This is a genomic window from Priestia sp. KCTC 13724 (assembly GCF_056820425.1).
The window spans coordinates 18241-43677 of record NZ_JBXDLD010000100.1; the positions used below are offsets into that span (position 1 = coordinate 18241).

Sequence of the window (25437 nt, forward strand, 5' to 3'; positions counted from 1 at the left end):
CGATCCACCAGAAGCGCTTTTTAAATAATTATTGTTTAATTTTTGCTGCTAGACCTAACAGTTCTTGGGCATGCTGCTGCGTTAAATCGGTTATTTCAGCTCCTGCAATCATGCGAGCAATTTCTTTTGTTTTCTCTTCTTCGTTTAACGGTAAAACAGATGTTGTAGTGCGATCATCTTTGATTTGCTTTGAAATAAACAAATGTGTATCCGCCATAGCAGCGACCTGTGGAAGATGCGAAATACAAAGCACCTGGGAATCTACAGAGATGGCGTGAATTTTTTCACCAATGGATTGTGCGACACGACCGCTCACTCCTGTATCTACTTCATCAAAAATAATGGACGTAACACCTTGATGCTTAGAGAAAATACTTTTTAGTGCAAGCATAATACGAGATAACTCTCCACCAGAAGCTACTTTAGCAAGTGGCTTTAGCGGCTCTCCTGGGTTTGTCGAAATATAAAACTCCACTGAATCAATACCATCCTTAGTAAACTTAACAGAACCACCGCTCAGTTCGCTATCAGCTTGGTTTGGCGGTAGCTTTTCAAATACGATATTAAAGATAGTTTTAGCCATATAAAGCTCCTGTAGCTCTTGATGAATACTATCCGTTAATTCCGCAGCTAACTGCTTTCTAACCTCAGAAACATTTTTCGCTTCAACAAGCAAGTCCTCTGCTACGCTCGACAGTTTTTGTTTAATTTTTTCAACATGAGTATCCCGGTTCTCAATTCGATCAATTTCATCTTCAATTTGAGCTGCATACTCTAGAATTTCATCAACGCTTTGACCATATTTACGCTTTAAATGACTAATTTCATTTAGCCGTGATTCAATAAAATTGAGACGCTTTGGATCATACTCTAATAAATCGAGCTGCTGGCGAATACGATAAGACACATCTTCAATTTGATAAAAGCTTGATGATATGACTTCTGAAATTTCGCCATAGGTGTCTTCTAAATTCGAAATTTCTTCTGCATGGTTCATAGCTACACCTAGCCAATCTAGTCCTCTTTGCTCACCATGAAGAGCGTTATATGCATCCGTTAAGGACGTATAAATCTTTTCAAAGTTAGAAATTTTAAGGCGCTCATCCATCAGTTGCTCATCTTCATTTGGTTGAAGGTCGGCTGCTTTTATTTCATCAAGCTGAAATTGAATTAAATCTAAACGGTGGGCCATTTGCTGTTCGTTTTCTGTTAATTGTTCTAATTGTTTCTTTAACGTTGTATATGTAGCAAACACTTCTCGATATTCTGATAGTGCTTCTTCAACCTTCTGACCTCCATACTGGTCAAGAAGAATTAGATGTCGATCTTGGTTCATTAAGTCCTGATGCTCATGCTGACCATGAATATCCATCAGTGTTTGACCCACTTCACGTAAAATGCCAAGCGTGACTAGCTTTCCATTAATACGACAAATACTCTTACCATTCATGGTAATATCTCGTCTGAGTACCACCATGCCATCTTCAACTTCAACTCCCACCTGCTTCGCTTTTTCATAGCAAGGGTGCTCGTCTTCAATTAGAAATAACCCTTCGATTTCCGCTCGATTTGTTCCATGCCTTACAAACTCGGATGAACCGCGTCCACCAACAAGCAGATGAATGGCATCAATAATAATTGACTTACCAGCTCCTGTTTCACCTGTTAAAACTGTTAAGCCTTTTTCAAACGATACTGAAAGCTCATCAATGATGGCAAAGTTTTTGATTGATAGTTCTGCTAACAATCTGTTTCACACACCTTTACAACATTTCTAAGAATCGATCCGAAATCTTTTGGGTGTCTTCAGGCGTTCGACAAATAATCAAACACGTATCATCACCACAAATTGTACCTAAAATTTCTTCCCAATCTAAATGATCAATCAATGCTCCAATGGCGTTGGCATTACCCGGCAAGGTCTTCATTACCAGCATATGTCCAGCTGAATCAATTTTCACAAAAGCATCCATTAATGAACGCTTTAGCTTTTGTAAAGGGTTAAAGCGCTGATCTGCAGGGAGACTGTATTTGTAGCGACCATCCATTAACGGAACTTTTACTAAGTGAAGCTCTTTAATGTCGCGAGAGATGGTTGCTTGCGTTACGTTAAATCCTTGATTTTTTAAAATATCTACTAACTCATCTTGCGTTTCAATATCATTGTTTGTAATAATATCACGAATTTTAATATGTCTTTGCCCTTTGTTCATACTGGCACCTCACACTAATATGTATTATCTTATCTCTTATAGTATAGACGAAATGTTATGATTCTCTTCCACATCATGCTGACATTCAATTTGATTATACACCTTTGCGTATAAAGGTGTATAATCAAATTGCCAATGCTAGAATTACTAGCATTGGCTTTTGATGCTTGAAAAGAGACAAGAGCGTTAAGACTTTTTCTCTTTAAGTACAGAATGCGCTTGTTCAACAACTTCTTGAGCTGTCAGACCAGCAAGGTTCTCTCCTTGTTCTCTTTGCCCTTTCCAATGTAGGTGAAGTAAAAATTCAATGTTTCCATCTCCACCCGTAATCGGTGAGTACGATACGTTTCGTACATCATACCCTTCCTTGAGTGCAAAGTTCATCATGTTTTCAACAACTTCTTCATGAACCTTTGCATCTCGTACAATCCCTTTTTTTCCAACTTGCTCACGACCGGCTTCAAACTGCGGCTTCACAAGTGCTACCACATCACTACCTGATACAAGGAGCTGTTTTAACACGGGTAGAATTAGCTTTAAGGAAATGAATGAAACATCAATTGACGCAAATTCAGGTAATCCTGCTGCTAGGTCAGCTGGCGTAACATAACGAAAGTTCGTACGTTCCATTACAACCACTCGCTCATCCTGTCGTAGCTTCCAAGCTAGTTGGTTGTACCCAACATCTAATGCATATGACATTTTTGCTCCGTTTTGCAAAGCACAGTCAGTAAACCCACCCGTTGATGAGCCGATGTCAATCATAATACGATCTTTTACTTGTACATCAAACTCTTTCAGTGCTTTTTCAAGCTTAAAGCCACCTCTACTCACATACGGCATTACTGCTCCCTTTACAGTCAACGGTGTATCTCGGTCAATCTTTTCCCCGGGCTTATCTAACCGCTGTTCGTTCGCGTATACAAGACCAGCCATAACTGTTCGCTTCGCTTTCTCTCTCGTTTCTACCAAGCCTCTTTCGACTAGTAAAACGTCTACTCGTTCTTTTTTCGTCACTTCACTTCAAGCCTCTTTTGTATTGGTCTTACGAGTTTATTTACTCGATTAATTACTTCTTCGGTTGTTAAGTTGATTTCTTCTAATAACTTTGTTACGCTTCCATGCTCAATAAATTTATCTGGAATCCCCATACGATCGATGGCGGAATAATAGCCATGCTCTGAAGAAAACTCTAGTACTGCACTTCCAAACCCACCTTGCAATACCGCTTCTTCAACTGTTAAAACAGGACGATTTGATTTTAAAATGTTATGCAGCATCTGTTCGTCCATTGGCTTAATAAAACGTGCATTTACAACCTCAACTTGAATACCTTTTTTACTTAACGCTTCCGCCGCTTCCATAGCCATTGGAATGGTTGTACCAAACGTTAAGATCGTTGCATCTGTACCTTCTTTTAGCACTTCCCATGTCCCAATATCAATCGATTTTAGCTCGTCATCTAATGGTATGCCTAAACCATTCCCTCTAGGGTAACGCATAGCAATCGGTCCTGCTTCATATGTTAAGGCTGTATGAACCATGTGCTGACCTTCGTTTTCATCTTTCGGCATCATCAACACCAAGTTTGGTAAATGACGTAAAAACGCAATATCGAATACACCTTGATGTGTTTCACCATCTGCTCCTACTAAACCAGCTCGATCAATTCCGATAAATACATTTAGCTTTTGACGACAAATATCATGCACAACTTGATCGTAAGCGCGCTGCAAGAACGTTGAATAAATAGCTAAAAATGGCTTCATATTTTGAGTAGCTAAGCCAGCTGCCATCGTTGTCGCATGCTGCTCTGCAATTCCAACATCAAACATACGATCAGGAAATTCTTGTTGAAATGCTTCTAGCTTCGAACCAACCGGCATAGCAGGAGTCACTGCTACAATACGGTCGTCTTTACGAGCCATCTTTAAAACAGTATTACTCACTAATGCGCTCCATCCTACCGGTACATTCTTATCTTTAATAAAGTCACCAGACTCAATTTTATAAGGGCCTGGACCGTGCCACGCACCGCTAGTATCACTTTCTGCTGGCAAGTAACCTTTACCTTTTTTCGTAATAACATGAACGACAACTGGACCTTTTGTTTTCTTGGCATACTGAAGAGTTTCTAAAAGCTCTTCGTAATTATGACCATCCACCGGACCTAGATATGTAAACCCAAGGTCTTCAAAAAACATACCGGACACAACCATATACTTCAGGCCATCTTTAACTCGCTCCGCTGTGGCTGCTAACTTCCCTCCAACGGCTGGCACTTTTTTCAGAAATACTTCTAGCTCATCTTTTACCCAGTTGTATTTCCCTGCTGTACGAAGTCGTCCTAGTACGCTGTGAAGAGCACCTACATTTGGGGCAATTGACATTTCGTTATCGTTTAAAATAACCGTCATATCTGTTTTTTCATGTCCGATATGGTTTAGCGCTTCCAAGGCCATTCCGCCTGTTAATGCTCCGTCACCAATAATTGGGACAACATAAGATTTTGTTTTTTGCAAATCACGCGCAATTGCCATTCCCATTGCAGCAGATAATGACGTAGAGCTGTGTCCTGTTTCCCACACATCATGTTCACTTTCATCCCGCTTAGGAAAGCCACAAAGACCTTTGTACTGGCGAATCGTATCGAATTCGCATGCTCGCCCCGTTAAAATTTTATGAACATAGGACTGATGTCCAACATCCCATAAAAATTTATCCTTTGGGCTGTTAAATACTTTATGAAGCGCAACCGTCAGCTCAACTACTCCTAGGTTTGGCCCAATGTGGCCTCCTGTTGCAGAGAGCTTTGTAATTAAAAAGCGACGAATGTCTTCACTCAATGCTTCTAATTCTGTTATTGACATCTTTTTTAAAAAATCAGGACTTTTTATCGTTGTAAGATCCAATCTGGATCACTCACTTTCGTACTTGTTATAAAGTTACCTTAATACATTTTGTATGGTTTTATACTAATAGTCAATTATTAACACAGTTACTACTTATAATACCTTTGTCAGGTTATAAGTAAACATACCTCTCTTTAAAAGAAAACCGTGAAAAAATAGCCGCTAACACAAATGTGATAACGGCCACCAAAATATTGTATATGTCTTGCAAACCTATGCACTACGTCTTTGACATAGTAGTAAGGCTATTATAGCATAGGCAATATTGGGACTCAATCTTATTTTATCTCATTTATATAAAAAACAGGGCCATTACTTAACGATCACGCTTCGCCACGTATAGACAAATTTCTTCAAGCAACCCTGTATCCAACTTGGTTGTTTTAAGCGCATCTAAGCTGGATTGAATATGATGATGAAGCTTTTGCTTTGCTGCTTCCATCCCAAGTAGAAGAGGATACGTCGTCTTTTCATTCTCCGTATCGCTTCCAACAGGTTTACCAATTGCTTCTTCGGACCCTTCAATATCTAAAATGTCATCTTGAATTTGAAAAGCAAGCCCTAAGTTAAAGCTGAACTTCTCTAGAAGCTCTAATTGTTCCTCAGTCGCTTCGCCTAAGATTGCACCTGCTTTCACACAAAAACTTAAAAGCTTTCCTGTTTTATGTATATGAATATCTTCTAGCTGCTGAAGAGTTAAATGTTCATGCTGCTGTTCTCCTTGCATATCAGCAACCTGTCCTTTAATCATACCTTCTGCTCCAGCTGCTTTCACAAGCTCACTTAGAAGCTTCACTTTTACTTCATCTTTTATTTCTAAGTCGTTTATAATTACCTGAAAACTGTTGGTTAATAGCGCATCACCAGCTAAAATCGCCGTCGCTTCGCCATACACCCTATGATTTGTTGGCTTACCTCTTCGTAAATCATCGTCATCCATGCTTGGTAAGTCATCGTGAATGAGTGAATATGTATGAATCATTTCAACTGCGCTTGCAGCTGCGAGCCCTTTTTCTTCATCATGCCCTAATGCTTTTAGCGTCGCAAAGACCAGCATTGGTCGCAGACGCTTTCCTCCAGCCGTTAATGAATACAACATCGATTCTTTTAATAGCGAAGGCGCTTGCAGATTCGTTACATATCCATATAGAAATGTCTCTACTTTACCTTTTGTAAACTGAATGTACTCCTGTAGCTGCTGTTCGCTCACGTCTATTCTTCCTCCTGAACAGTAAAATGTGCTAACGTGCCGTCTTCTTGCAAAATGCTCTCCATTTGTTTTTCAATTTGCTGAAGGCGATCATGACAGAATTTTGATAAAGACATCCCTTGCTGAAATTTTTCAATCGCTTCTTCTAACGGAATGTCGCCTTCTTCTAACTTATTCACAATTTTCTCTAGCTGATCCATTGCGTCTTCAAACGTCTGCTCTGTTTTGTTCGCCATTTTTATCGCTCCTTTATATCTGACACTTCACACTGTAATTGTCCATCTGTTAATCGAACTTGAATGGTATCACCTTTTGCCAATTGTTTTGTGGACTTTATTAGCGTCTGATCATCATCGTACACCAGGCTATAACCTCGCTCCATTGTTTTTAACGGGCTCAATGCATGTAGCTTAGAAGCTGTAGTTGCAAATAAAAGGTGTTGCTGTTTCATAATCTGTTGCATTTCTCTTTGCAATACTTTTGCTAGCTGCATGTGCTGTTCACGTGCTTGCTTAACTTTTTGCTGAGGGTGGTTACGCTGCAAGTTCATAGCAAGTTGTTCATACTGATTTTGCTTTCTTTCAAAAAATCTCTTGCTTTCACGATATAATGTATCGATAACGCGGTCAAGTTGTTGCTCTTTTTGTTCGATTAGTTTTTGTGGATAACGAAACGCATACGATTTTTGAGACTTTTCTAATCTTCTTTTACTGTGCTGAATTTTTTCATTCATCGCGCGAAGTAAACGAATATTCCGCTGTGAAATACGCTCTGAAATCTCAGCAATACTTGGTACCGCCAGTTCTGCAGCTCCTGTTGGAGTAGGTGCTCTTAAATCTGCTACAAAATCTGCGATTGTAAAGTCCGTCTCATGGCCAACAGCTGAAATAATAGGCAGCGCGGAATGATAAATCGCGCGTGCAACCACTTCTTCATTAAATGCCCATAGCTCTTCAATTGACCCTCCTCCTCGCCCAACAATTAGCACATCAGCTTCGTCTCGCTTGTTTGCTTCGTTAATTGCTTTTACGATTGAAGGAGCAGCGTTCACACCTTGAACGAGAGCTGGTATAACAATGATTTTAGCGATTGGATAACGCCTCTTTAGCGTTGTAATAATGTCGCGCACTGCGGCTCCTGTCGGGGATGTAATTACACCGATTGTACTCGGGTATTTAGGGAGATTTTGTTTGTGGGAAGCATGAAATAACCCTTCTTTTTCAAGCTTTTTCTTTAACTGTTCATAAGCTAAGTAGAGATTACCAACGCCATCAGGCTGCATTTCCTTTACATACATTTGGTAGTTTCCACTCGGCTCGTATACAGATATTTCGCTGCGAATTAACACTTTCATTCCTTCTTCAGGCTGAAAGGCTAATTTGCTGTTATGACCAGCAAACATGACCGCTGCAATGCGAGCATTTTCATCTTTTAAAGTAAAATACATATGACCTCTACTATGCTTTTTAAAGTTAGATATTTCACCTTTAATCCAAATATCTTGTAGATGAGGATCGACATCAAATTTCCGCTTAATATAGCGTGTTAATGCTGACACAGTTAAATAACGAACTTCACTCATAATATAACCTCCTTGTTTCTAAAAGGTTCTTCCCCTCTCCTTTTTAGATAAAGGAGAGAGGTACCCTATTAGATTGTACTCGGTTAACGAGATAGAGTAACAGCTACCTTCGATAATACGCCATTAATAAAGCGACCAGATTGATCATCACCAAATACTTTTGCTAACTCAATTGCTTCATTTATTGTAACATTTCCGGGAATTTCTTCTTCGTATTTCATTTCATATACCGCCATACGTAAAATAGTACGGTCTACCGTTGCAACTCGATCTAACGTCCATTTTTCTAAGTGGTCGCGTAGAATGCCATCAATCTCTTTCTGATTGTTTGCCACGCCTAACACTAATTTTTCTAAGAAATCGTCACCTTCTCCCTCTTGCAACACATTTTCCATCGCTTCTAATGGCTCAGTTTGCCCAAGATCGTGTTGAAATAAGGCCTGTAATGCTTTTTGTCTTGCTGTATGTCTTTTCATTATTTTGACTCCTTTATTTATCTACTTTCACTAGTATACCTAGATAATAGCACAATTTATTGTAAATCAAAGAAGGAATTTCACCCGTCATTACTATCTCATTTTTACGCGGCTTTTAATCATCCAACACTAGAAAGCGTAACATGGCGTCCTTCTTCATTAAGTGCTTTTCCGCCATGTTACACCTTCTAGACCAACTCATAAACACGAAAAAGACCGTCTATGTGACGAGACAGTCTTTTTCACTTTACCATAGCTTGTCTGGAAAAGAAATAACTAAAATTAGGAGTTACTCTTCTTCTTCAACTTCTTGCTTTTGCGTATCAAATTGAACGCCTACAATATGAATATTTACTTCATCTATTTCAATTGCTGTCATATTTTTTAACGCTTGGCGGATATTATCTTGTACCTTTTGCGCCACAACCGGAATAGATACACCAAACTTCATCATGCAGAATACATCAACTTTAATACCATTTTCAGTTAAATCAACTTTAACGCCTTTTCCATGGTTTTTCTTCCCTAACTTTTCAACGACACCTGCTGCAAAATTGCCACGCATAGCCGTAACGCCATCTACTTCTGAAGCCGCAATCCCTGCAATTACTTCAATGACTTCAGGAGCAATTTCAACTTTACCTAAGGAATTTGGATGTTCTTCCATTTCTAATACATGATTTTCGTTCATGTACAGCACCTCCTATTATTTATACTATACTACGAATTCATTACATCATGTAGCTCAAGAAATTTTGTATTGAATTCTCCACCTACAAACTGTTCGTGATTTAATAATTTCAAGTGGAACGGAATCGTTGTTGCAACTCCTTCAATAACAAACTCACTTAAAGCACGCTTCATTCGCTCGATTGCCTCTTCGCGAGTTGGTGCATGAACAATTAACTTCGCAATCATAGAATCATAATATGGCGGGATTGTATAGCCTGGGTATGCGGCTGAATCAACGCGTACTCCGTAGCCCCCTGGTGGTAAATACATTTCGATTGTTCCAGCAGATGGCATGAAGTTTTTCTCAGGGTTTTCTGCGTTAATACGACATTCAATTGCCCACCCATTAAATGTTACTTCCTCTTGTTTTAAAGGAAGATGTTCGCCATTTGCTACTTTAATTTGTTCCTGAATCAAGTCAACACCTGTTACCATTTCTGTTACAGGATGCTCTACTTGAATCCGCGTATTCATTTCCATAAAATAGAATTTATTTTCGCGATAATCAAAGATAAACTCTACTGTACCAGCCCCTGTATAGCCAACTGCTTGAGCCGCTTTTACAGCTGCGTCTCCCATTTTAGTACGTGTTTCTTCATTTAATGCTGGAGAAGGCGTTTCTTCAATTAATTTTTGAAGTCGGCGCTGAATACTACAGTCACGCTCTCCTAAATGAATCACGTTACCATGTGTATCTGCTAATACTTGAATTTCAACATGACGGAAGTCCTCGATGTACTTTTCAATATATACACCAGGGTTACCAAATGCCGTAGCAGCTTCTTGTTGCGTAATCGTAATTCCTTTTACGAGCTCTTGCTCCGTTCTCGCAACGCGAATTCCTTTTCCTCCACCGCCGGCTGTTGCTTTAATAATAACAGGGTACCCAATATCTTTAGCAATTGACATGCCATCTTCAACAGACTCTACGATACCCGTTGAGCCTGGAACAATTGGCACACCTGCTTCACGCATTGTTTCTCGCGCAATGTCTTTTGTTCCCATTTTTGTAATAGCTTCAGGAGTAGGTCCCACAAATGTAATATTGCATTCGCGACAAAGCTCTGCAAAATCAGAGTTCTCCGCTAAGAATCCATATCCAGGATGGATTGCATCACAACCTGTCGATGTTGCAACGCTCATGATATTTGTAAAGTTTAAATAACTATCTTTTGATGCCGTAGGTCCGATGCAATAAGCTTCATCTGCAAGCTGTACATGAAGAGCGTTGCGATCGGCTTGGGAATAAACTGCAACTGACTCTACGCCTAATTCTTTGCAGGCACGAATAATACGAACTGCAATTTCTCCTCTATTTGCAACTAAAAGCTTTTTAATCATGTTTTACCGCTCCTTATTCAGGCTTCACTAAGAACAGAGGTTGACCATATTCTACAAGCTGACCATTCTCAGCTAAAATTTCCACAATCTCACCTTTAACCTCTGCTTCAATTTCATTAAATAATTTCATTGCTTCAACGATGCACACAATGGAATCTTTTTGAACTTTGTCACCCACTGCAACATACGCATCGTCGTCTGGAGAAGATGATGCATAAAACGTTCCAACCATTGGAGACGTAATTTTATGTAGATTCTCATCTTTTGCTGGTGCTGCTTCTACTGGCTCAGCTGTTTTTGTTTCACTTACGGCTGCCGCTTGTGTCTGAGCAGCAGGTTGTGGTGCTACTACTTCAGGAGTTGATGAAACAACTTGTACAGGTGCAGCGTTCTTTGAAACAATTGCACCTTTCTTTTTCATTTTTACTTTTGCCCCTTCATGCTCATATACAAATTCTTCAATGGATGATTGATCAACTAATTTAATTAATTCACGGATTTCTTGAATTTTCAACATATTAAACACTCCTACTTCATGAAATAGAAATCTTTCTACTACTTTGCTATGATACGACAAATTGCAATCTTCATTCAAATTGCTTTGTGCGCATGTAAAAGAATAATCTACTCAAAATGGGTTTTAGAACTTACTACTATTTCCAATTATAATTGTATCGATAGAGAAATTACAATTGCAGAAAAACATTATAACCTAGTACTAATATAAGGCTATAATGATAATTATAACCCAATCACCTGGATAAATCCACGTTAAAATTCAGCTATCAGCCTAGTAAGAATCATAAAAAAAGCGATGACAATAGGCTTCATCGCTTTTTGAATTGATTTATTTTGTTGGTTGAAACTCAACTGCTACCTCTTTTTGCCCAAGCTCTTTTTTCACTAATTGAATAATTTCATTTGCTTTTGCTTTAGAATGCTTTTCAGTTTTCACAGTAATGTTAACCTCGCTACCATCAGCTCTTACCAGTGCATCTTCATAACCTTTAGACTTAATTAAAGTTTCAATGACAGCCTCTTTCTCTGCTAGCTCCGATAGCTGGTCGATTTTATCCATTGCTTTACTTACTTCAGTAGCTGATACGTTTTTAGAAGCAGCTACTTCCTGTAACTCTCCTTTCAGCTTGCTTCTCTCATCAATTAGCTCTAAGCGAAGCGCCGTAAATAATTCATCACTTTCTACATTTGATACAGTCGTTTTGCTCTCTGTAGTAGACTTAGCATTTTCCTTTTTTGTATCTTCTTTTGCTGGCTCTTTAGCATCTTCTTTTACAGCTTCTTTGTTCGTATTTTCTTCTTGTTGATCCACAACCGCTACGTTTGACTGAGGGCTTTCTGGCGTTGTCATATAATACACTGATAAAACCACTACTAAACTTAACATTGTTAATAACCAAACTGTTTGCTTTTTTAATAACATTTGGATTTCCCCCTTAACCTTTTTTAGGTAATACAGCAACTCTATGACTAGGCACATCTAAGGAGCGCGTGACTGCTTCAATAATCCATTTTTTCACTTCGATATTATCAGCCCCTTTCGCAACGACGAGGATACCTCGTATTTTCGGCTTTTCTGTTTTCACTACAACAGGCTTTTCCTGGTCACCACTTCTGACGATAACTAACTTTTCATCCGTAGAGATGTCTTCTACTTTTCGTTTTCCACCCTCACGATCTGTTTCGTCTGTCGACTGCTTTTGGGTCACCGTGTTTTTTTCATAAACTTTTGCCTCTGTTGCATCGAGGTTTACGATTACTTCCACCTTGCTTACACCATCAATCTGTTCTAATACGTCTTGTAACTGTTCTTCATATTTTTTTTCATAATCAGTAATCGCTGTGTTTTTTTTTGAACCAAATGCCGGAACATCCTCTTGGTCCTGTACAGTAGAAGAAGCTGGTTTTGCTTCATCTACTGTTGATTGCAACATACCCTTTGAACCGTTCATGAGCATAAACACCATGCCTGCTGCTAATAAAATACCCATGTAGACAAGCTTAGACGGCTTCTTATCATCTGATTTTTTTGTCAAGGAGAAAAGTCTTTTTAAAAATGATGATCCTTCTTTTTTATCATTCATGTCACGTTCACTCCTCCTCCAAGTTTACAATCATTTGTTTTTCATCTATGCCCCATTTAGCTGCTAGATACGTAGTAATATCCGTCGCTTCTTTTGAAGGTTCCTTTTCAATTGGTGTGGAGGTGTCAATGGAGATTTCTTTCACAACTGCCACGGCCTGTTCATCCTCAGGCTCTTCTGCACTCATCACAACTGTAATCGTTTTTATATTGTCGGCTTCGGGATCTGCTTCTTCGTTTTTCGTTTCAATGTGCATCTGATCAATTGCTACACCATACTGTTCCATCAGCTCCTCTTTTACCTCTGTCTCCATTTGGACAGCCATTTGTTCTAAAATATATGCACGTTGTGAAGCTTGTATTTCTTTTTTCTTACTTTCTATTAAATTTTCTACTCCTGCATCGTCACTAGCCGCTGACAATCGAATAGAATTAAACATTTTGTTCACGTCTACTTTTAAAATTTGAAAGACTGGCGTAACAATAATTAACATTAAAAGCAAGCCAATGACGAGCTTCGTATACTTTTGAAAGCCTGAACTAGGAAGCAGTAAATTTATAACGGTTGCTAGTAAAATAAATAGAATAATATTCGTAATCCAACTTGTTAGTGCTTGCATTTCTTCCCCTCCTATCTCACCATCATCGTAACGTTGCTGGCCGTAATGATGACTGTTAAACATAGGAAAAACATCAGTGAGACAATTGCCAATGCAGCAAAAATGTAAACAACACTTTTACTAATAATGCTTAAACACGAAATAACAGGACCACCGCCAATCGGCTGTAAAAGTGCTGCTGCTAGCTTATAAATAAGTGCTAGGGCTAATACTTTAATAGCTGGAAAAGCAACAATTAGAAGTAAAACCACCACTCCTGCTATTCCAACTGTATTCTTTAAAAGAAGTGAAGCTGTGATAACGGTATCTGCCGCGTCCGTAAACACTCGTCCCACAACTGGAATAAAGTTTCCAGTAACAAATTTAGCGGTCCGAATAGTAATTCCATCCGCCACAGCAGAAGTAGCACCTTGTACTGAAATGACTCCTAAAAAGACTGTTAAAAAGATTCCTAGAATACCAATGCTGACGTTTCGAAGTAGCTGAGCTAACTGTGTAACCTTGTACTGATCTGAAATAGTGCTCACAATGCTTAATAGTGCTGATAAAAATAATAGTGGCATGACTATATACTGGATGAGCATCCCGCTAATGTTCATTAAAAATAAAATGACTGGATGAAAGAAAGCAGCCGATATTACCCCGCCTGATGAAGCCATTAACGCCAATAATAATGGCACTAAGGCTAAAATGAACTTAGACATTGTTTCAATTGCGCCGGTTGCGTATGCAATGGCTACTTGAAAACTATTTAAAGCAATGATAATTAACACCATATAAACAAGTGCATATGCCACTTTACTAACAGCTTGCTGATTGAATGCACTTTGTAACGTTTGTAAAAAGACGCTGAATACGGTTAACATAATGAGCGTTCCCAGCAGTTTTCCATTTGAAATAATTTCATGAAGTAAAAACTTCACCAACCCGTTCAGCCATTCTTGAAGTGAAAACTCTTTGTCACCTTTTAAGAAGTCAACTAAACTACCTTTTTGACTTTCTGGTAAAAAGCCGCCATACTGAGTCAAGATATCATCCCAAAATTGCTTCACTTCGTCGATATCGAGCTGGTCTATTTGTTCATCTACTATTTCTTCTTGAGGCGCAGACTGAGAGGCTTGTACATTATTTGGAAAGAAAAAGAAGAGGAGCAAAAGGAATGCGAGCAATTTTCGTTTACTCATACACCACTTCATCTCGTCACCTCATAAGCTTAATAATTTAGGACGGTAGCATGGAAATAATTGTTTCAATAATTACTGTTAAAATTGGAATAGCCATTGATAAAATTAAAATTTTACCGCCCAGTTCAATTTTAGAAGCAATCGCACCTTGCCCAGCGTCCTTCGTAATCTGAGCACCAAACTCCGCAATGTAAGCAATCCCTATAATCTTTAAGATTGTTTCCACATAAATCATATTCACATGTGCATTCACAGAAAGTTTTTCAATCATTTTAATAATCTCGTATATCTGATCGATTAAAAATAAAAAGATCACGCAGCCTACAAAAACAACAAGTAAAAAGGCAATGGGCGATTTATGTTCTTTTAAAATGAGTGCTAAAAAGGTAGCCACTAAGCCTAAGCCCACAATTTGTATCATTTCAATGGCTAATCACTCCCTTAGCTTTGAAATAAAAAAACGGCTTTAATTTTTTGAAATAAATCTTCAACAATCGATGCAACCATAAACAAGATATAAATAAACCCTATAAGCGTTACCCAGTTCGCGTAATCTTTCTTCCCCATTTGCTCTAACACCGTAACGAGAAATGCTACAACAATACCGATTCCTGCTATTTGAAAAATTGTATTCATATCAATGTTCATCCCTAATTCCCCCAATCACTACATCAATAAAATGACGAGTAGCAATCCTGATAAAAAGCCCAGACTTTTTATCATTTTTTCATACCGATTTTGCTGTTCAAGTGCGTCCTGTTCTTCCCGATCCAAATGGTTAATAGCTAATAATATATGTTTTTGTTGGGAATACCGATCATGTTGTCCTAACGTTTCACCAAACTGCTTCAACACTTCAAGTTCTCCCTCTTTAAAGGCAAGCGCTTTTTTATGAGTTTGAAGAGCGTGCTCCCACGCTTCTTTGGCAGTGGTCATTCCTTGTGTTAAACGCTGTTCAAACTCCTTAAAAAAAAGCGATAACGGATTAGGAAATTGTTTTGAAAGCATATGTGAAATTTCATGAAGTGGGCGATTACTGTACATAATTTCTGACTCTAACGATCGTAGCGCTGTTTTCAATTGCCGAAGTTGCCTCGGCCTTTCGCTAAGCTGCTTGGCAACTTCAAAACCCGTGAACGTAGAAGCAAGCAAAATAAAAATAGCTCCTAAAATTTTCATTTCTTCGTCACCCTTTTTATTTCAAAGAATAATTCGACTTCAACGAAAGTGGCTTTCTTCCTCGGTCATAGATGGTTTTTACAGTTCCTGGACCATTCTCATTGGTTAATACGATATAGCGTTCGAATACTTCAAGTTCTATTAATTGTTTCAAGGAGGGACGTTTATTTAAATCAAATAGATCATAACCATGCACCGTCATAAACACTTGTACACCCGCATTGACAGCCTCTAACACAGCTTGACAATCTTCTTCACTTCCTACCTCATCCACAATTAATACGTTTGGACTCATCGATCGAATCATCATCATCATTCCTTCAGCTTTCGGACAGCTATCTAAAACATCTATTCGTGTTCCAAAAGTATGTTGTGGAACACCTTTGACACAGCCTGCGATTTCCGAGCGTTCATCTACGATACCCACTTTAACCGCTTCAATCTTTCGTTGCCTATTCCCTGTGCTCATCATTCTTGCTAAGTCTCTTATCATTGTTGTTTTTCCCGTTTGTGGGGGACCAATCAAAATGGTGCTAAGCCATCGGGATTGGTAGAGAAGAGGAATTAGTGGTTCCGCTATGCCAATCTGTTCTTTTGCCACTCGAATGTTGAACGACGTCACATCACGGATTACACGAACATGTCCATTTTCAGTAATAACTTTACCTGCAAGTCCTACTCGATGACCCCCTTCAATCGTGACATACCCTTTTTTCAATTCTTCTTCAATCATATAAATAGAGAAATGACTGAGCTTGTTTAAAATAAATAGCGTATCTTCTGCCGTTACCACATAGGACAAAAAGACTGGCTGACTGTCAATTGTTAGCTCAATTGGCCTTCCAATTCGAATGCGCACTTCCTCTAAAGTATCTATATAGCGCTGTATATATGGCTGTACATTGCGCTTAATGCCTTCTGGAAAAATAGCCACAATTTCATCTAGCATTGAAATCCCCTCACCTTTATACTCATTTCAATGTATGGCAAGCTTTTACTTGTTATGTCAGAAACTTCACTTAAATACCCCAATTAAAATTAAAAGGACGCCTGTACCGATGAGCACAAGCTTGCCAAAAGATAGTTGGTCAGCAACTGATACTAATCCAAGGCTAAATGACGTGATCATCACAATTGGCCCTACCAGCGCCAGCATTCCATTAATCATTAATGCTTTTTTGACATCATTATTCGTAAAAATTAAAATGGCTGCGATGAATTCAATAAAAGATGAGACAAACCGTAAGCAAGCCATCGTCAAAACAGTTCCGTTTATGTGATCAAACCAATGCTTCATAACTTCCTCCCACGTATTACATCATTTAGTACAACCTATGCAATCCGTAGACAACTTATCACTTACGAAAAAGAAAAGCATAAAAAAAGAAGAGATAATCATCTCTTCTTTTTTTATGCTTTATTATGCACGTGATACATAGCTGCTATCTGTTGTGTTGATAATTAATACATCGCCTTCATTCACGAAGAATGGAACTTGTACAATTAGGCCTGTTTCAACCGTAGCTGGCTTCGTACCACCTGATGCTGTATCACCTTTAATACCTGGTTCTGTTTCAGTAACTTTTAATTCAACTGTATTTGGAAGCTCAACACCTAGCGTTTCACCTTGATACATCATGATAGCTACTTCCATGTTTTCTTTTAAGAACTTTAGCTCATATTCAATTGCTGATGCTGGAAGTTCTAATTGCTCATATGATTGGTTATCCATAAATACGTGCTGATCACCACTTGCATATAAATACTGCATTTTACGGTTATCAATTTGTGCTTTTGCTACCTTTTCACCCGCACGGAATGTTTTCTCTTGAACAGCTCCAGTACGTAAGTTACGAAGCTTTGAGCGAACAAACGCTGCTCCTTTACCTGGCTTTACGTGTTGAAAGTCCATTACGCGCCAAATACCTCCGTCTACTTCTACTGTTAGACCTGTGCGAAAATCGTTTACTGAAATCATGAAAAAATCCTCCTACATCTTATAAAATAATAAGTTCTTTCGGTGAGTATGTTAATGACTCATTTCCTTCTTCTGTTACCACGGTATCGTCTTCAATACGAACGCCACCAAGGTTTGGTATGTAAATACCTGGTTCAACCGTTACAACCATTCCTGGCTGCAGCGTATCCTGAGACTTCACAGAAAGCGACGGGCCTTCATGAACCTCTAACCCCAAACCATGACCTGTAGAATGACCAAAATACTGTCCATATCCTTTTTCTACAATATAGTCTCTTGTTAAGGCATCGGCTTCCTTACCCGTAATACCCGCTTTAATTCCTTTCATGCCTCTTAACTGCGCCTCTAATACTGTATCATAAATTCCCTTTAGTCCTTCACTGACTTTCCCTACCGCAAATGTACGGGTAATGTCAGAACAATAGCCTTTATAATACGCACCAAAATCAAGCGTAACAAATTCTCCTGCTTCAATGACTTTTTCAGAAGCAACGCCGTGCGGTAATGCCGAACGATGACCTGACGCCACAATTGTATCAAACGAGGACGAAATTGCACCTTGCTTTCGCATAAAGAACTCCAGCTCATTAGACACTTGAAGCTCTGTTACACCAGGCTTAACGAAGGTCAAAATATGCTCATATGCTGCATCTGCAATTTTTGCAGCTTCCTTTAATATCTTAATCTCTGAGTCACTCTTTATCAAGCGTAAGTTTTCAACGGCAGTGGAAACTGGAATAAGCTCTGCTTTGACGTGCTTTTCAAGCTGTTGAAACTGAGCATATGAAACATGATTCTCTTCAAAGCCAACGCTTTTCATTCCAAGCTTCGTAATAACCTGCCCTACTTCTTCTAAGATTGGGCCTTTATGTTGCACAATTTCAAATCCCTCTGTTTGTTCAGCGGCCTGCTTTACATAACGAAAATCTGTGATAAATACAGCTTTATCGTTAGAGATTACTGCTATACCTGCCGAACCAGTAAAGTTAGTCATATAGCGACGGTTATATTCACTTGTAATAACCATACCGTCAACATTTAACGTATGAAACTGTTTGCGTAATTTCTCTATTTTCATCCTTCATTCCCCTTTCTTTTGCAACAGAGCAAGAATCGCTAACTCATATCCATAAATACCCAAACCTACAATTTGTCCTGCTGTGACAGGCGCCGTCACTGATTCGTGACGAAATGCTTCTCGCTTATGTACGTTTGAAATATGAACTTCAAGCACAGGAACTGAAATGCTTGCAATCGCATCGCGGATTGCGTAGCTATAGTGGGTGAATGCCCCTGGGTTAATGACAATTCCATCAAAGTTCTCGTCTGCTCCATGAATCCAATCAATAATAACTCCTTCATGATTAGACTGAACACATTCAATATGCACACCCTGTTGCTCAGCAAGCTGCTGGAGGTTGTGCTCTAACGTTTTTAAATTCTCTCTCCCATAAACTGCTGGTTCTCGAACACCGAGCCTATTTAAGTTCGGACCATTAATTACCAAAAACTTTCTCATGGACACTCTCCCTTGCTTACACAGCTATTTTTATCATTAAAATAAACCTTACGTTTTCTCTTTTTAGTTTATCATAAATCAAAACATTCACACTACTCATTCACAAGTTCTGGGTTATGTCTAGAACTGCTGTTTAGCTCTGCTGCCTCAAAGGAAATGGAATATCCGACAAATATCCCGTATAAGATGTATAAACAAATGGTTGTAATAATGGTATTAGACGTTAATTCTCCTATCATTTTCATGCTTGGAAACAACGGGTTGAGTAAAAGGAAAACGAGCGCCCAAAGCACTGCCCCATATGCAATACCAAACCATATTGATTTAAACTTTTTTAAGAGCACATAGTAAAGAAGCGCTACACCAATTGATATAATACCAATTATCAAAACGCTAACAATAAGCCCTGGCCAGCGATCTTTCCAGCTACCAAAAGCCCACGGCTGTAAAATCGTATTGGGATGAATTTCACTAAAGCTAAATAAATACGTAATGTATCCCATTAAGCTCCAAAACACTCCTCCTACAAAACCAATAACTACCACTTTAGCTAAGAATGAGCCTTCCTTTGATTGTATTTGTTGATGTGTCGACTTATTATCTTGTTTAGCTGTCATCTTCATCACCTCTACTGAATAGTATGAGCTGATCTTTACTGTTCTATTATAAAGTTGAACGTTTCTTAATGAGAACAACAGGAAAATTTTATCATTTCATGTGTGATATAGAAAAGTTTTGTCTAAACTAGATAACATACATCGACCTAGAGGTTTATTCGAAATTGCTGTAGAATATAAATTATTAAGGGGCAATTAGTCTGAGTTAGGTTGGTGTCTGAAATGTCTAAATTACAAAAAACCGCATACGGTGGGCAGGCTGTCATTGAAGGAGTCATGTTTGGCGGCAAGAAAATGATGGTCACTGCCATTCGTCGCAAAGATCAATCTATTGAGTATTTTCAATCTTCTCGGAGATCGAATCGTGTACTAACAGCGCTGAAAAAAATTCCGTTTTTAAGAGGAATTGCAGCGATTATTGAAGCAAGTGCAAACGGTACACAACATTTAAATTTTTCATCTGAACGTTACGATGTACATCCTAACGAAGACGATGTAATTAAAGAAGAAAAAAAAGAATCAAAACTATCCTTAATATTGGGTGTTGCAACAATTGGTGTACTTTCTTTTCTATTTGGAAAAGTGCTTTTCACTCTAATCCCAGTGTTTTTAGCAAATTTGACTCGTCCTATTTTCGCTTCCGATTTAGCACAAGTAGTGATTGAAAGCTTCTTTAAGCTTTTATTATTGCTCGGTTATATTTACGCGATTTCACAAACTCCGCTTATTAAACGCGTCTTTCAATATCACGGAGCAGAACATAAAGTCATTAATGCGTATGAAAACAATCAGGAACTTACGGTAGAATCAGTTCAAGCTCAGTCTCGGCTACACTATCGCTGCGGAAGTAGCTTCATTCTATTTACAGTTGTCGTTGGAATGTTTGTCTATCTCCTTGTCCCTACGGACCCGCTTTGGCTTAGAGTCGTAAACCGACTTGCTTTGATTCCCGTCGTGTTGGGTTTATCTTTTGAAGTACTACAATTGACCAATAAAGTTCGCCATGTACCTGTTTTACGATTCTTAGGTTACCCTGGGCTATGGCTACAGCTTCTTACTACAAAGGAACCTAAGGATGACCAAGTCGAAGTTGCAATCGCTTCGTTTCAAGAGCTTTTACGCATTGAAAATGAGGGAAAATCTGTAACCGGTGGCGAACAAGTAAGTTAAGACTGTTTTGCTTTCTTTTATCATTTTAGGAGGTGAACAAAATGAGGCGTCCATTCGTTAAACCACTTGTTAATTCATTAATTGCTTTAGGAATCATTGGGTTTATTTACACACTTGCAACAAATCCAACAAGCCTATTGCGCCAAGCAGGCTATATCTTTTTATTTATCATTTTGTTTTACTTAGTTTATCGGTTTATTATCCGTCCTGCCCAAACCAAAGGACAAGATAAAGGCTATCATCGAGCTGTAAAACAATCAAAAATACGCCAAAAAGAAAAAGAACGCAGCGGTAATAAAGTGGATATGAACGCTTATCGAAACGTCCAAAAACGTCCATCTGCTAAAGTTAACAAACCGTTAAAGAAGAAGAAAAGCAATACACATTTAACAGTCATTGAAGGCAAAAAAGGAAAAAAGAAAAACCGTGCCTTCTTTTAATGAAAAACTGCGCCTTACAAAGACGCAGTTTTTTCTATTTAATAGCACCATCTTTTTAAGAATAGCTCCGCTTTATTCTTGCCATAGTGAAAAAGCTGATGTTTCTGTTCGTCTGGTAAGGAAAATTCCGTAGCGAACACTTCACTAACTGGTAAAAAGATAATATTTCGCTCGTGACGTTTTGATATATGCCTTGCATCATGAGCGTCTTTCATTGTATCAAATAAAGCTGAAAACATCGCGATTGCATTTTTAATATTTTTTTTATCTTCTTCTTTTTCACGAGGGCTAAGCTTAATACCTAAAACAGGCCTTTGTTTACGCTTTTGATCATCGTCAAATAAAAAAATAGGAAAGTTACTTAATACCCCACCGTCCACAATGAGGCTTACGGGATTTGTCCGCAGCCTAACTGGCTCAAAAAAGTAGGGAATGCTACAGCTCATCCGCACAGCTTTTGCCACGGGAAATTTCTTTGGATCTATTCCATACCTAGGCAAATCATCGGGTAGTATAACGAGCTTACTATTTGTTAAATCAGAAGCAATGATGCGCAGCGATCCCGCTGGCAAATCACCAAATGTAACAATGCCTCTTGCTTTTAATTTACTTGCTATCCATTTTTCTAATTTTTCACCTTTATATAATCCTAAGTTCCAATAGAGAAGAAGCCACTTTGTTAAGGCGGATGGAAGAAAAGAAACGCGTTGATCTAGCAAAGACTTCACATTCATTTCATCCATCATCTCCATCATTTCGTCACTTGTATAACCTGCCACAATAAGAGCGCATACAATTGAGCCAGCACTTGTACCTGCTAGACGCCTGAAAATAAAGTCTCGCTCCTCTAAAGCTTGTAAGGCCCCAATTAATGCAAAGCCTTTAAGGCCACCACCTGAAAAAACGCCATCAATATACAGAAGTTCTCAACTCCTTCAGTCTGCCTCCTATCTACACTTTAGTACCTCTTTTATTAAATTATGCTAAAAATAAAAAGAGCCGTTCTAATCTAAATTAGACGGCTTTTCCAATATGCGTTATAGCTGTTGCTCTTCTTCATTTTTCTTTTGGACACTTCGCAAACCTTGCACACGCTCTGGATCTTCCTCAAAATATTGTACTAAATCACCGATTCTGTCAATTGAGTTCCAGCTTAGATGATGCTCAATACCTTCAACATCTTCATAAATATTTTCTTCATCTACACCGATAATACGCAGCAGTTGCTCCAATAGTTCATGGCGATAAACAAGACGCTTACCAATCTTTTGTCCTTTCGGAGTTAAAACAAGACCGCGGTATTTTTCATAGATTAAATATTCATCTTTATCAAGCTTCTGCACCATTTTTGTGACTGATGAGGGATGAACTGTTAAAGCATCAGCGATATCCGAAACCCTAGCATATCCTTTATCTTCAATCAGCATATATATTTGTTCAATATAATCTTCCATACTTGGCGTAGGCATGAAATCTCCCCCAATAAAATAATTATTATGTATAAACTAACGAAACACGCTTCTGTAAACTTTTAGTAATATACTGCTCAAAAAGACGAAAACTAACGATATACCAAAAGACATTCATGTAAAATCATACTATATAGTATAAGCAAATACAAGGAAATGTAGCAGCCATTTATTTCAACAGATAGAGTTTGGGACATAACAAAATGATTGCTTCTAAAACACGAACACTAGCTGTTCCCATCTCTTTGATTTGTCTCAACATGTTCGTTCCATTGCGCTACGGCCACTCGCTTTCCGCGGGGAGGAACCTGAGCTTCCTCGCTGCGCTGCGGGATCTCCGTTTTCCCTCTCTTTCCCGCAGGAGTCGAGTGTCCTACGCTTCATTCCACCCTTTTTCCAACATTGTTTTCACAATCAACCAAAAAACCTGAACGATTAAAAGTTATGAACTCTCAATCGTTCAGGTATAGTAAGGACTGAACTACTTATGTCTCAGTCTCTATCACTTTCTTATAAACCACACTTTAACTGAGCACCACAATTTGTACATGTGTTGCAGCCACCCATTTCTTCAACAGTTCCTTGGCGACAAACCGGACACGTATTTCCAATTTCAGAACCAATCGTTACATCGGTTGATCCTACTTCGTTGATTGTATCGACTAATACAACGTGTGGTTTTTCTGCTTTTGTTTCTTTTACTTCTTCATCAAATGTATTTTCTTCTGCTTTTAGCGTTAATACCTGAGCATCACGGCTACCGTCTACATAAACCGTACCGCCTTTTGCACCGCCTTTATATAAACGCTCGTACACTTTTTGAACTTGTTCAACTGTATAGCCACGAGGTGCATTTACCGTTTTACTAATTGAACTATCAATCCAACGTTGAATGACACACTGAACATCAGCATGAGCTTCTGGAGCCAATTCCATTGCTGAGATAAACCATTCAGGAAGGTTGTTTGGATCCGCTTCTGGATGTTGGTCTAAATATTCTTGAACGATATCTGCCTTTACTTCAATAAATTTCCCTAACCGACCGCTTCTGAAGTAAGAGAATGAGAAGTATGGCTCAAGACCTGTTGACACACCAACCATTGTTCCTGTACTACCAGTAGGTGCTACTGTTAGTAAGTGTGAATTACGAATACCGTGCTCTTTGATGCTTTCGCGAATGTCTTCAGGCATCTTTTTCATAAACCCTGTATTTGTGAAAGCTTCACGTAAACGATCCGTTTCTTCCTTAGTATCACCAATTAAGAATGGGAAGCTTCCTTTTTCTTTCCCAAGCTCTACAGACGCACGATATGCTGTTGTTGCAATTGTTTCAAATACTTGATCAACAAGTTCGTTTCCTTTTTCAGAACCGTACTCTGTTTCACAGTAGATAAGCAAATCATGAAGACCCATTACACCAAGACCTACACGACGCTCACCAAGAGCTTGCTTTTGATTTTCTTCTAAGAAGTAAGGCGTTGCATCAATAACGTTATCCTGCATGCGCACACCCGTTTCAACCGTTTGACGAAGTTTTTCAAAGTCTACTGTTTTCTTTTCTTTATCTGCCATTTGCGCTAAATTTACAGCTGCTAAATTACAAACTGAAAACGGTGCAAGTGGTTGTTCTCCACATGGATTTGTTGCCACAACATGCTGACCGTATGCTTGTGCATTTGTCATGTCGTTTGCATTATCAAAGAAGAAGATACCGGGCTCTGCTGAGTACGTTGCGCAAATATTAACTAAGTTCCAAAGCTCTTTTGCACGAATTTTACGATACGTACGAACCTTATTACCTTGTTTTTCCCACTCGCGAACATCTCCTACCTCATGCCAGTTTTCGTTGTAGTGTGCCATTTCTTCTTTCGAATAGCTTTCTACATCCGGGAAGCGAAGCTCGTATTCACCGTCGTTTTCAACTGCATCCATAAACTCTTTTGTTAAACAAACAGAAATGTTTGCTCCTGTTAAAAATTCAGAATTATGAACGCTGTACGTTCCACCAGTTTGTAGCTTTTCTTCAGCATCTGCAATAATTTTCTCGCTGAATCCACCAAGACCTGGAATTTGCTTATAATTGATAATTCCTTGGTACATGTCTTTTTCAGATTCCGTAAGCGGCGTAAATTTCAGCTTATCTTGGGCATGTTTTTTAATCATTTCATCATTTGTGTTTTCAATTAAGAATCGTAAAATGCGTGGATTTTGCATTTTAGAGATAATAAACTCAACAATATCTGGATGCCACGTAAATACCGTCCCTTTCGAGATACTTAAACTCTGCTTATAGCAGACGGACTAGACTATATCATCACCCTCAGCATATCCTGTTAGGGGTTGGGCACTTCGGGAGTTATCCCTACTCTACTTCTTTGCACTAGCAAATTTTCGATAGTCGTTGAACCTTCACCTTAAACGGTGCTTGGCTGCGGATTGTCCAATTCAATCAATTTTTAAGCATTCACGCTCATCGTTTCCAATCACGTTGTAGCTTGATTGACTCTAAGGATTTCCCCGCAATTCACCCAATTTTCTAGTTATTCATTTCTGAATAACGCGGACTAACATATCTATAAACTGTTGTTCTTTTCCATAAGTTTTTTCATGACATTGACGACAAAGGTAACTACTCAGATCCCTATCCAAAACCAATACAAATAGAGGTAATTGATCACGAATTACCTCGTAAAC

At 38.7% G+C, this 25437-nt stretch carries 29 protein-coding genes and 1 pseudogene; 2 read left to right on the plus strand and 28 right to left on the minus strand.

Translation table 11 applies throughout. The features are described 5' to 3' along the window. Positions 1-28 precede the first annotated feature (28 nt). The 24 genes from recN to AC1UFB_RS14230 all read right to left on the minus strand — a co-directional run bounded on the left by recN (position 29) and on the right by AC1UFB_RS14230 (position 19664). Positions 29-1747 (minus strand): DNA repair protein RecN, encoded by a 1719-nt coding sequence (gene recN, locus AC1UFB_RS14115; RefSeq protein WP_025911489.1) that lies wholly within the window; start codon positions 1745-1747, stop codon positions 29-31. Positions 1748-1763: 16 nt separating this feature from the next. After that, positions 1764-2213 (minus strand): transcriptional regulator AhrC/ArgR, encoded by a 450-nt coding sequence (gene ahrC, locus AC1UFB_RS14120; protein ID WP_025911491.1) that lies wholly within the window; start codon positions 2211-2213, stop codon positions 1764-1766. Positions 2214-2399: 186 nt separating this feature from the next. Further along, a complete protein-coding gene (locus AC1UFB_RS14125) occupies positions 2400-3230 on the minus strand; it encodes a TlyA family RNA methyltransferase (RefSeq protein WP_025911493.1) in 831 nt (276 codons plus the stop codon). Continuing rightward, positions 3227-5125, minus strand: a complete 1899-nt coding sequence (dxs, locus tag AC1UFB_RS14130; protein ID WP_025911495.1) for a 1-deoxy-D-xylulose-5-phosphate synthase — start codon at positions 5123-5125, stop codon at positions 3227-3229. The genes AC1UFB_RS14125 and dxs overlap by 4 nt, the downstream gene beginning before the upstream one ends. Positions 5126-5441: 316 nt before the next feature. Continuing rightward, entirely contained in the window at positions 5442-6335 is an 894-nt protein-coding gene (locus AC1UFB_RS14135; RefSeq protein ID WP_100346836.1) for a polyprenyl synthetase family protein, read from the minus strand. Between the two features lie 2 nt (positions 6336-6337). Continuing rightward, entirely contained in the window at positions 6338-6571 is a 234-nt protein-coding gene (locus AC1UFB_RS14140) for an exodeoxyribonuclease VII small subunit (RefSeq protein ID WP_482589409.1), read from the minus strand. A 2-nt stretch (positions 6572-6573) separates the two neighbouring features. Further along, positions 6574-7917: an exodeoxyribonuclease VII large subunit gene (xseA, locus tag AC1UFB_RS14145; protein WP_025911501.1), complete on the minus strand. Its 1344-nt coding sequence runs from the start codon at positions 7915-7917 to the stop codon at positions 6574-6576. An 83-nt stretch (positions 7918-8000) separates the two neighbouring features. Next, the gene (nusB, locus tag AC1UFB_RS14150; protein ID WP_482589410.1) at positions 8001-8393 is read right to left on the minus strand and encodes a transcription antitermination factor NusB; all 393 of its coding nucleotides are present in this window, start codon (positions 8391-8393) and stop codon (positions 8001-8003) included. A 289-nt stretch (positions 8394-8682) separates the two neighbouring features. Continuing rightward, on the minus strand, positions 8683-9084 hold the full coding sequence (locus tag AC1UFB_RS14155) for an Asp23/Gls24 family envelope stress response protein (RefSeq protein ID WP_025911505.1): 402 nt from the start codon (positions 9082-9084) through the stop codon (positions 8683-8685). A gap of 29 nt (positions 9085-9113) precedes the next feature. Continuing rightward, complete coding sequence (accC, locus tag AC1UFB_RS14160; RefSeq protein WP_025911507.1) at positions 9114-10466, minus strand: acetyl-CoA carboxylase biotin carboxylase subunit; 1353 nt, start codon at positions 10464-10466, stop codon at positions 9114-9116. Between the two features lie 13 nt (positions 10467-10479). After that, on the minus strand, positions 10480-10983 hold the full coding sequence (gene accB / locus AC1UFB_RS14165; RefSeq protein ID WP_100346833.1) for an acetyl-CoA carboxylase biotin carboxyl carrier protein: 504 nt from the start codon (positions 10981-10983) through the stop codon (positions 10480-10482). Between the two features lie 330 nt (positions 10984-11313). After that, on the minus strand, positions 11314-11907 hold the full coding sequence (locus AC1UFB_RS14170; protein WP_328100647.1) for a SpoIIIAH-like family protein: 594 nt from the start codon (positions 11905-11907) through the stop codon (positions 11314-11316). Positions 11908-11920: 13 nt separating this feature from the next. Beyond that, entirely contained in the window at positions 11921-12568 is a 648-nt protein-coding gene (gene spoIIIAG / locus AC1UFB_RS14175; protein ID WP_025911511.1) for a stage III sporulation protein AG, read from the minus strand. A 7-nt stretch (positions 12569-12575) separates the two neighbouring features. Further along, complete coding sequence (gene spoIIIAF / locus AC1UFB_RS14180; protein WP_025911513.1) at positions 12576-13187, minus strand: stage III sporulation protein AF; 612 nt, start codon at positions 13185-13187, stop codon at positions 12576-12578. A gap of 11 nt (positions 13188-13198) precedes the next feature. Beyond that, a complete protein-coding gene (spoIIIAE, locus tag AC1UFB_RS14185) occupies positions 13199-14371 on the minus strand; it encodes a stage III sporulation protein AE (protein ID WP_090752760.1) in 1173 nt (390 codons plus the stop codon). Between the two features lie 37 nt (positions 14372-14408). After that, on the minus strand, positions 14409-14792 hold the full coding sequence (gene spoIIIAD / locus AC1UFB_RS14190) for a stage III sporulation protein AD (protein WP_061784668.1): 384 nt from the start codon (positions 14790-14792) through the stop codon (positions 14409-14411). 20 nt (positions 14793-14812) lie between these two features. Further along, a complete protein-coding gene (gene spoIIIAC / locus AC1UFB_RS14195; RefSeq protein ID WP_025911519.1) occupies positions 14813-15019 on the minus strand; it encodes a stage III sporulation protein AC in 207 nt (68 codons plus the stop codon). Positions 15020-15037: 18 nt separating this feature from the next. Further along, positions 15038-15550, minus strand: coding sequence for a stage III sporulation protein SpoIIIAB (gene spoIIIAB / locus AC1UFB_RS14200; RefSeq protein WP_076512148.1), 513 nt, complete (start codon positions 15548-15550; stop codon positions 15038-15040). 16 nt (positions 15551-15566) lie between these two features. Then, entirely contained in the window at positions 15567-16499 is a 933-nt protein-coding gene (spoIIIAA, locus tag AC1UFB_RS14205) for a stage III sporulation protein AA (RefSeq protein ID WP_025911522.1), read from the minus strand. A 66-nt stretch (positions 16500-16565) separates the two neighbouring features. Continuing rightward, positions 16566-16847, minus strand: coding sequence for a YqhV family protein (locus AC1UFB_RS14210; protein ID WP_025911524.1), 282 nt, complete (start codon positions 16845-16847; stop codon positions 16566-16568). Between the two features lie 123 nt (positions 16848-16970). Further along, the gene (gene efp, locus AC1UFB_RS14215; RefSeq protein ID WP_076512146.1) at positions 16971-17528 is read right to left on the minus strand and encodes an elongation factor P; all 558 of its coding nucleotides are present in this window, start codon (positions 17526-17528) and stop codon (positions 16971-16973) included. Between the two features lie 19 nt (positions 17529-17547). Next, on the minus strand, positions 17548-18606 hold the full coding sequence (locus AC1UFB_RS14220; protein ID WP_100346831.1) for a M24 family metallopeptidase: 1059 nt from the start codon (positions 18604-18606) through the stop codon (positions 17548-17550). 3 nt (positions 18607-18609) lie between these two features. Next, positions 18610-19047 carry a type II 3-dehydroquinate dehydratase gene (gene aroQ, locus AC1UFB_RS14225; protein WP_076512145.1) on the minus strand — a complete coding sequence of 146 codons (438 nt, stop codon included), beginning with the start codon at positions 19045-19047 and terminating at the stop codon, positions 18610-18612. A gap of 92 nt (positions 19048-19139) precedes the next feature. Further along, on the minus strand, positions 19140-19664 hold the full coding sequence (locus AC1UFB_RS14230) for a YqhR family membrane protein (RefSeq protein WP_076512144.1): 525 nt from the start codon (positions 19662-19664) through the stop codon (positions 19140-19142). 222 nt (positions 19665-19886) lie between these two features. Here AC1UFB_RS14230 and AC1UFB_RS14235 point away from each other — a divergent pair, with 222 nt between their 5' ends. Both AC1UFB_RS14235 and AC1UFB_RS14240 read left to right on the plus strand, forming a co-directional pair. Then, entirely contained in the window at positions 19887-20834 is a 948-nt protein-coding gene (locus AC1UFB_RS14235) for a DUF1385 domain-containing protein (protein WP_061784674.1), read from the plus strand. Positions 20835-20875: 41 nt separating this feature from the next. Further along, positions 20876-21274 (plus strand): SA1362 family protein, encoded by a 399-nt coding sequence (locus tag AC1UFB_RS14240; protein WP_025911533.1) that lies wholly within the window; start codon positions 20876-20878, stop codon positions 21272-21274. 38 nt (positions 21275-21312) lie between these two features. Here the strand turns inward: AC1UFB_RS14240 and AC1UFB_RS14245 are convergent, their stop codons facing one another. The 4 genes and pseudogenes from AC1UFB_RS14245 to AC1UFB_RS14260 form a co-directional block, all read right to left on the minus strand. Next, entirely contained in the window at positions 21313-22194 is an 882-nt protein-coding gene (locus tag AC1UFB_RS14245) for a patatin-like phospholipase family protein (RefSeq protein ID WP_061784675.1), read from the minus strand. Positions 22195-22311: 117 nt separating this feature from the next. Beyond that, entirely contained in the window at positions 22312-22743 is a 432-nt protein-coding gene (gene mntR, locus AC1UFB_RS14250; protein ID WP_025911536.1) for a transcriptional regulator MntR, read from the minus strand. A 255-nt stretch (positions 22744-22998) separates the two neighbouring features. Then, a complete protein-coding gene (locus AC1UFB_RS14255) occupies positions 22999-23127 on the minus strand; it encodes a hypothetical protein (RefSeq protein ID WP_258954131.1) in 129 nt (42 codons plus the stop codon). 126 nt (positions 23128-23253) lie between these two features. Further along, positions 23254-24993, minus strand: a pseudogene (locus tag AC1UFB_RS14260) (vitamin B12-dependent ribonucleotide reductase); the annotation flags it as partial. Between the last annotated feature and the right edge of the window lie 444 nt (positions 24994-25437).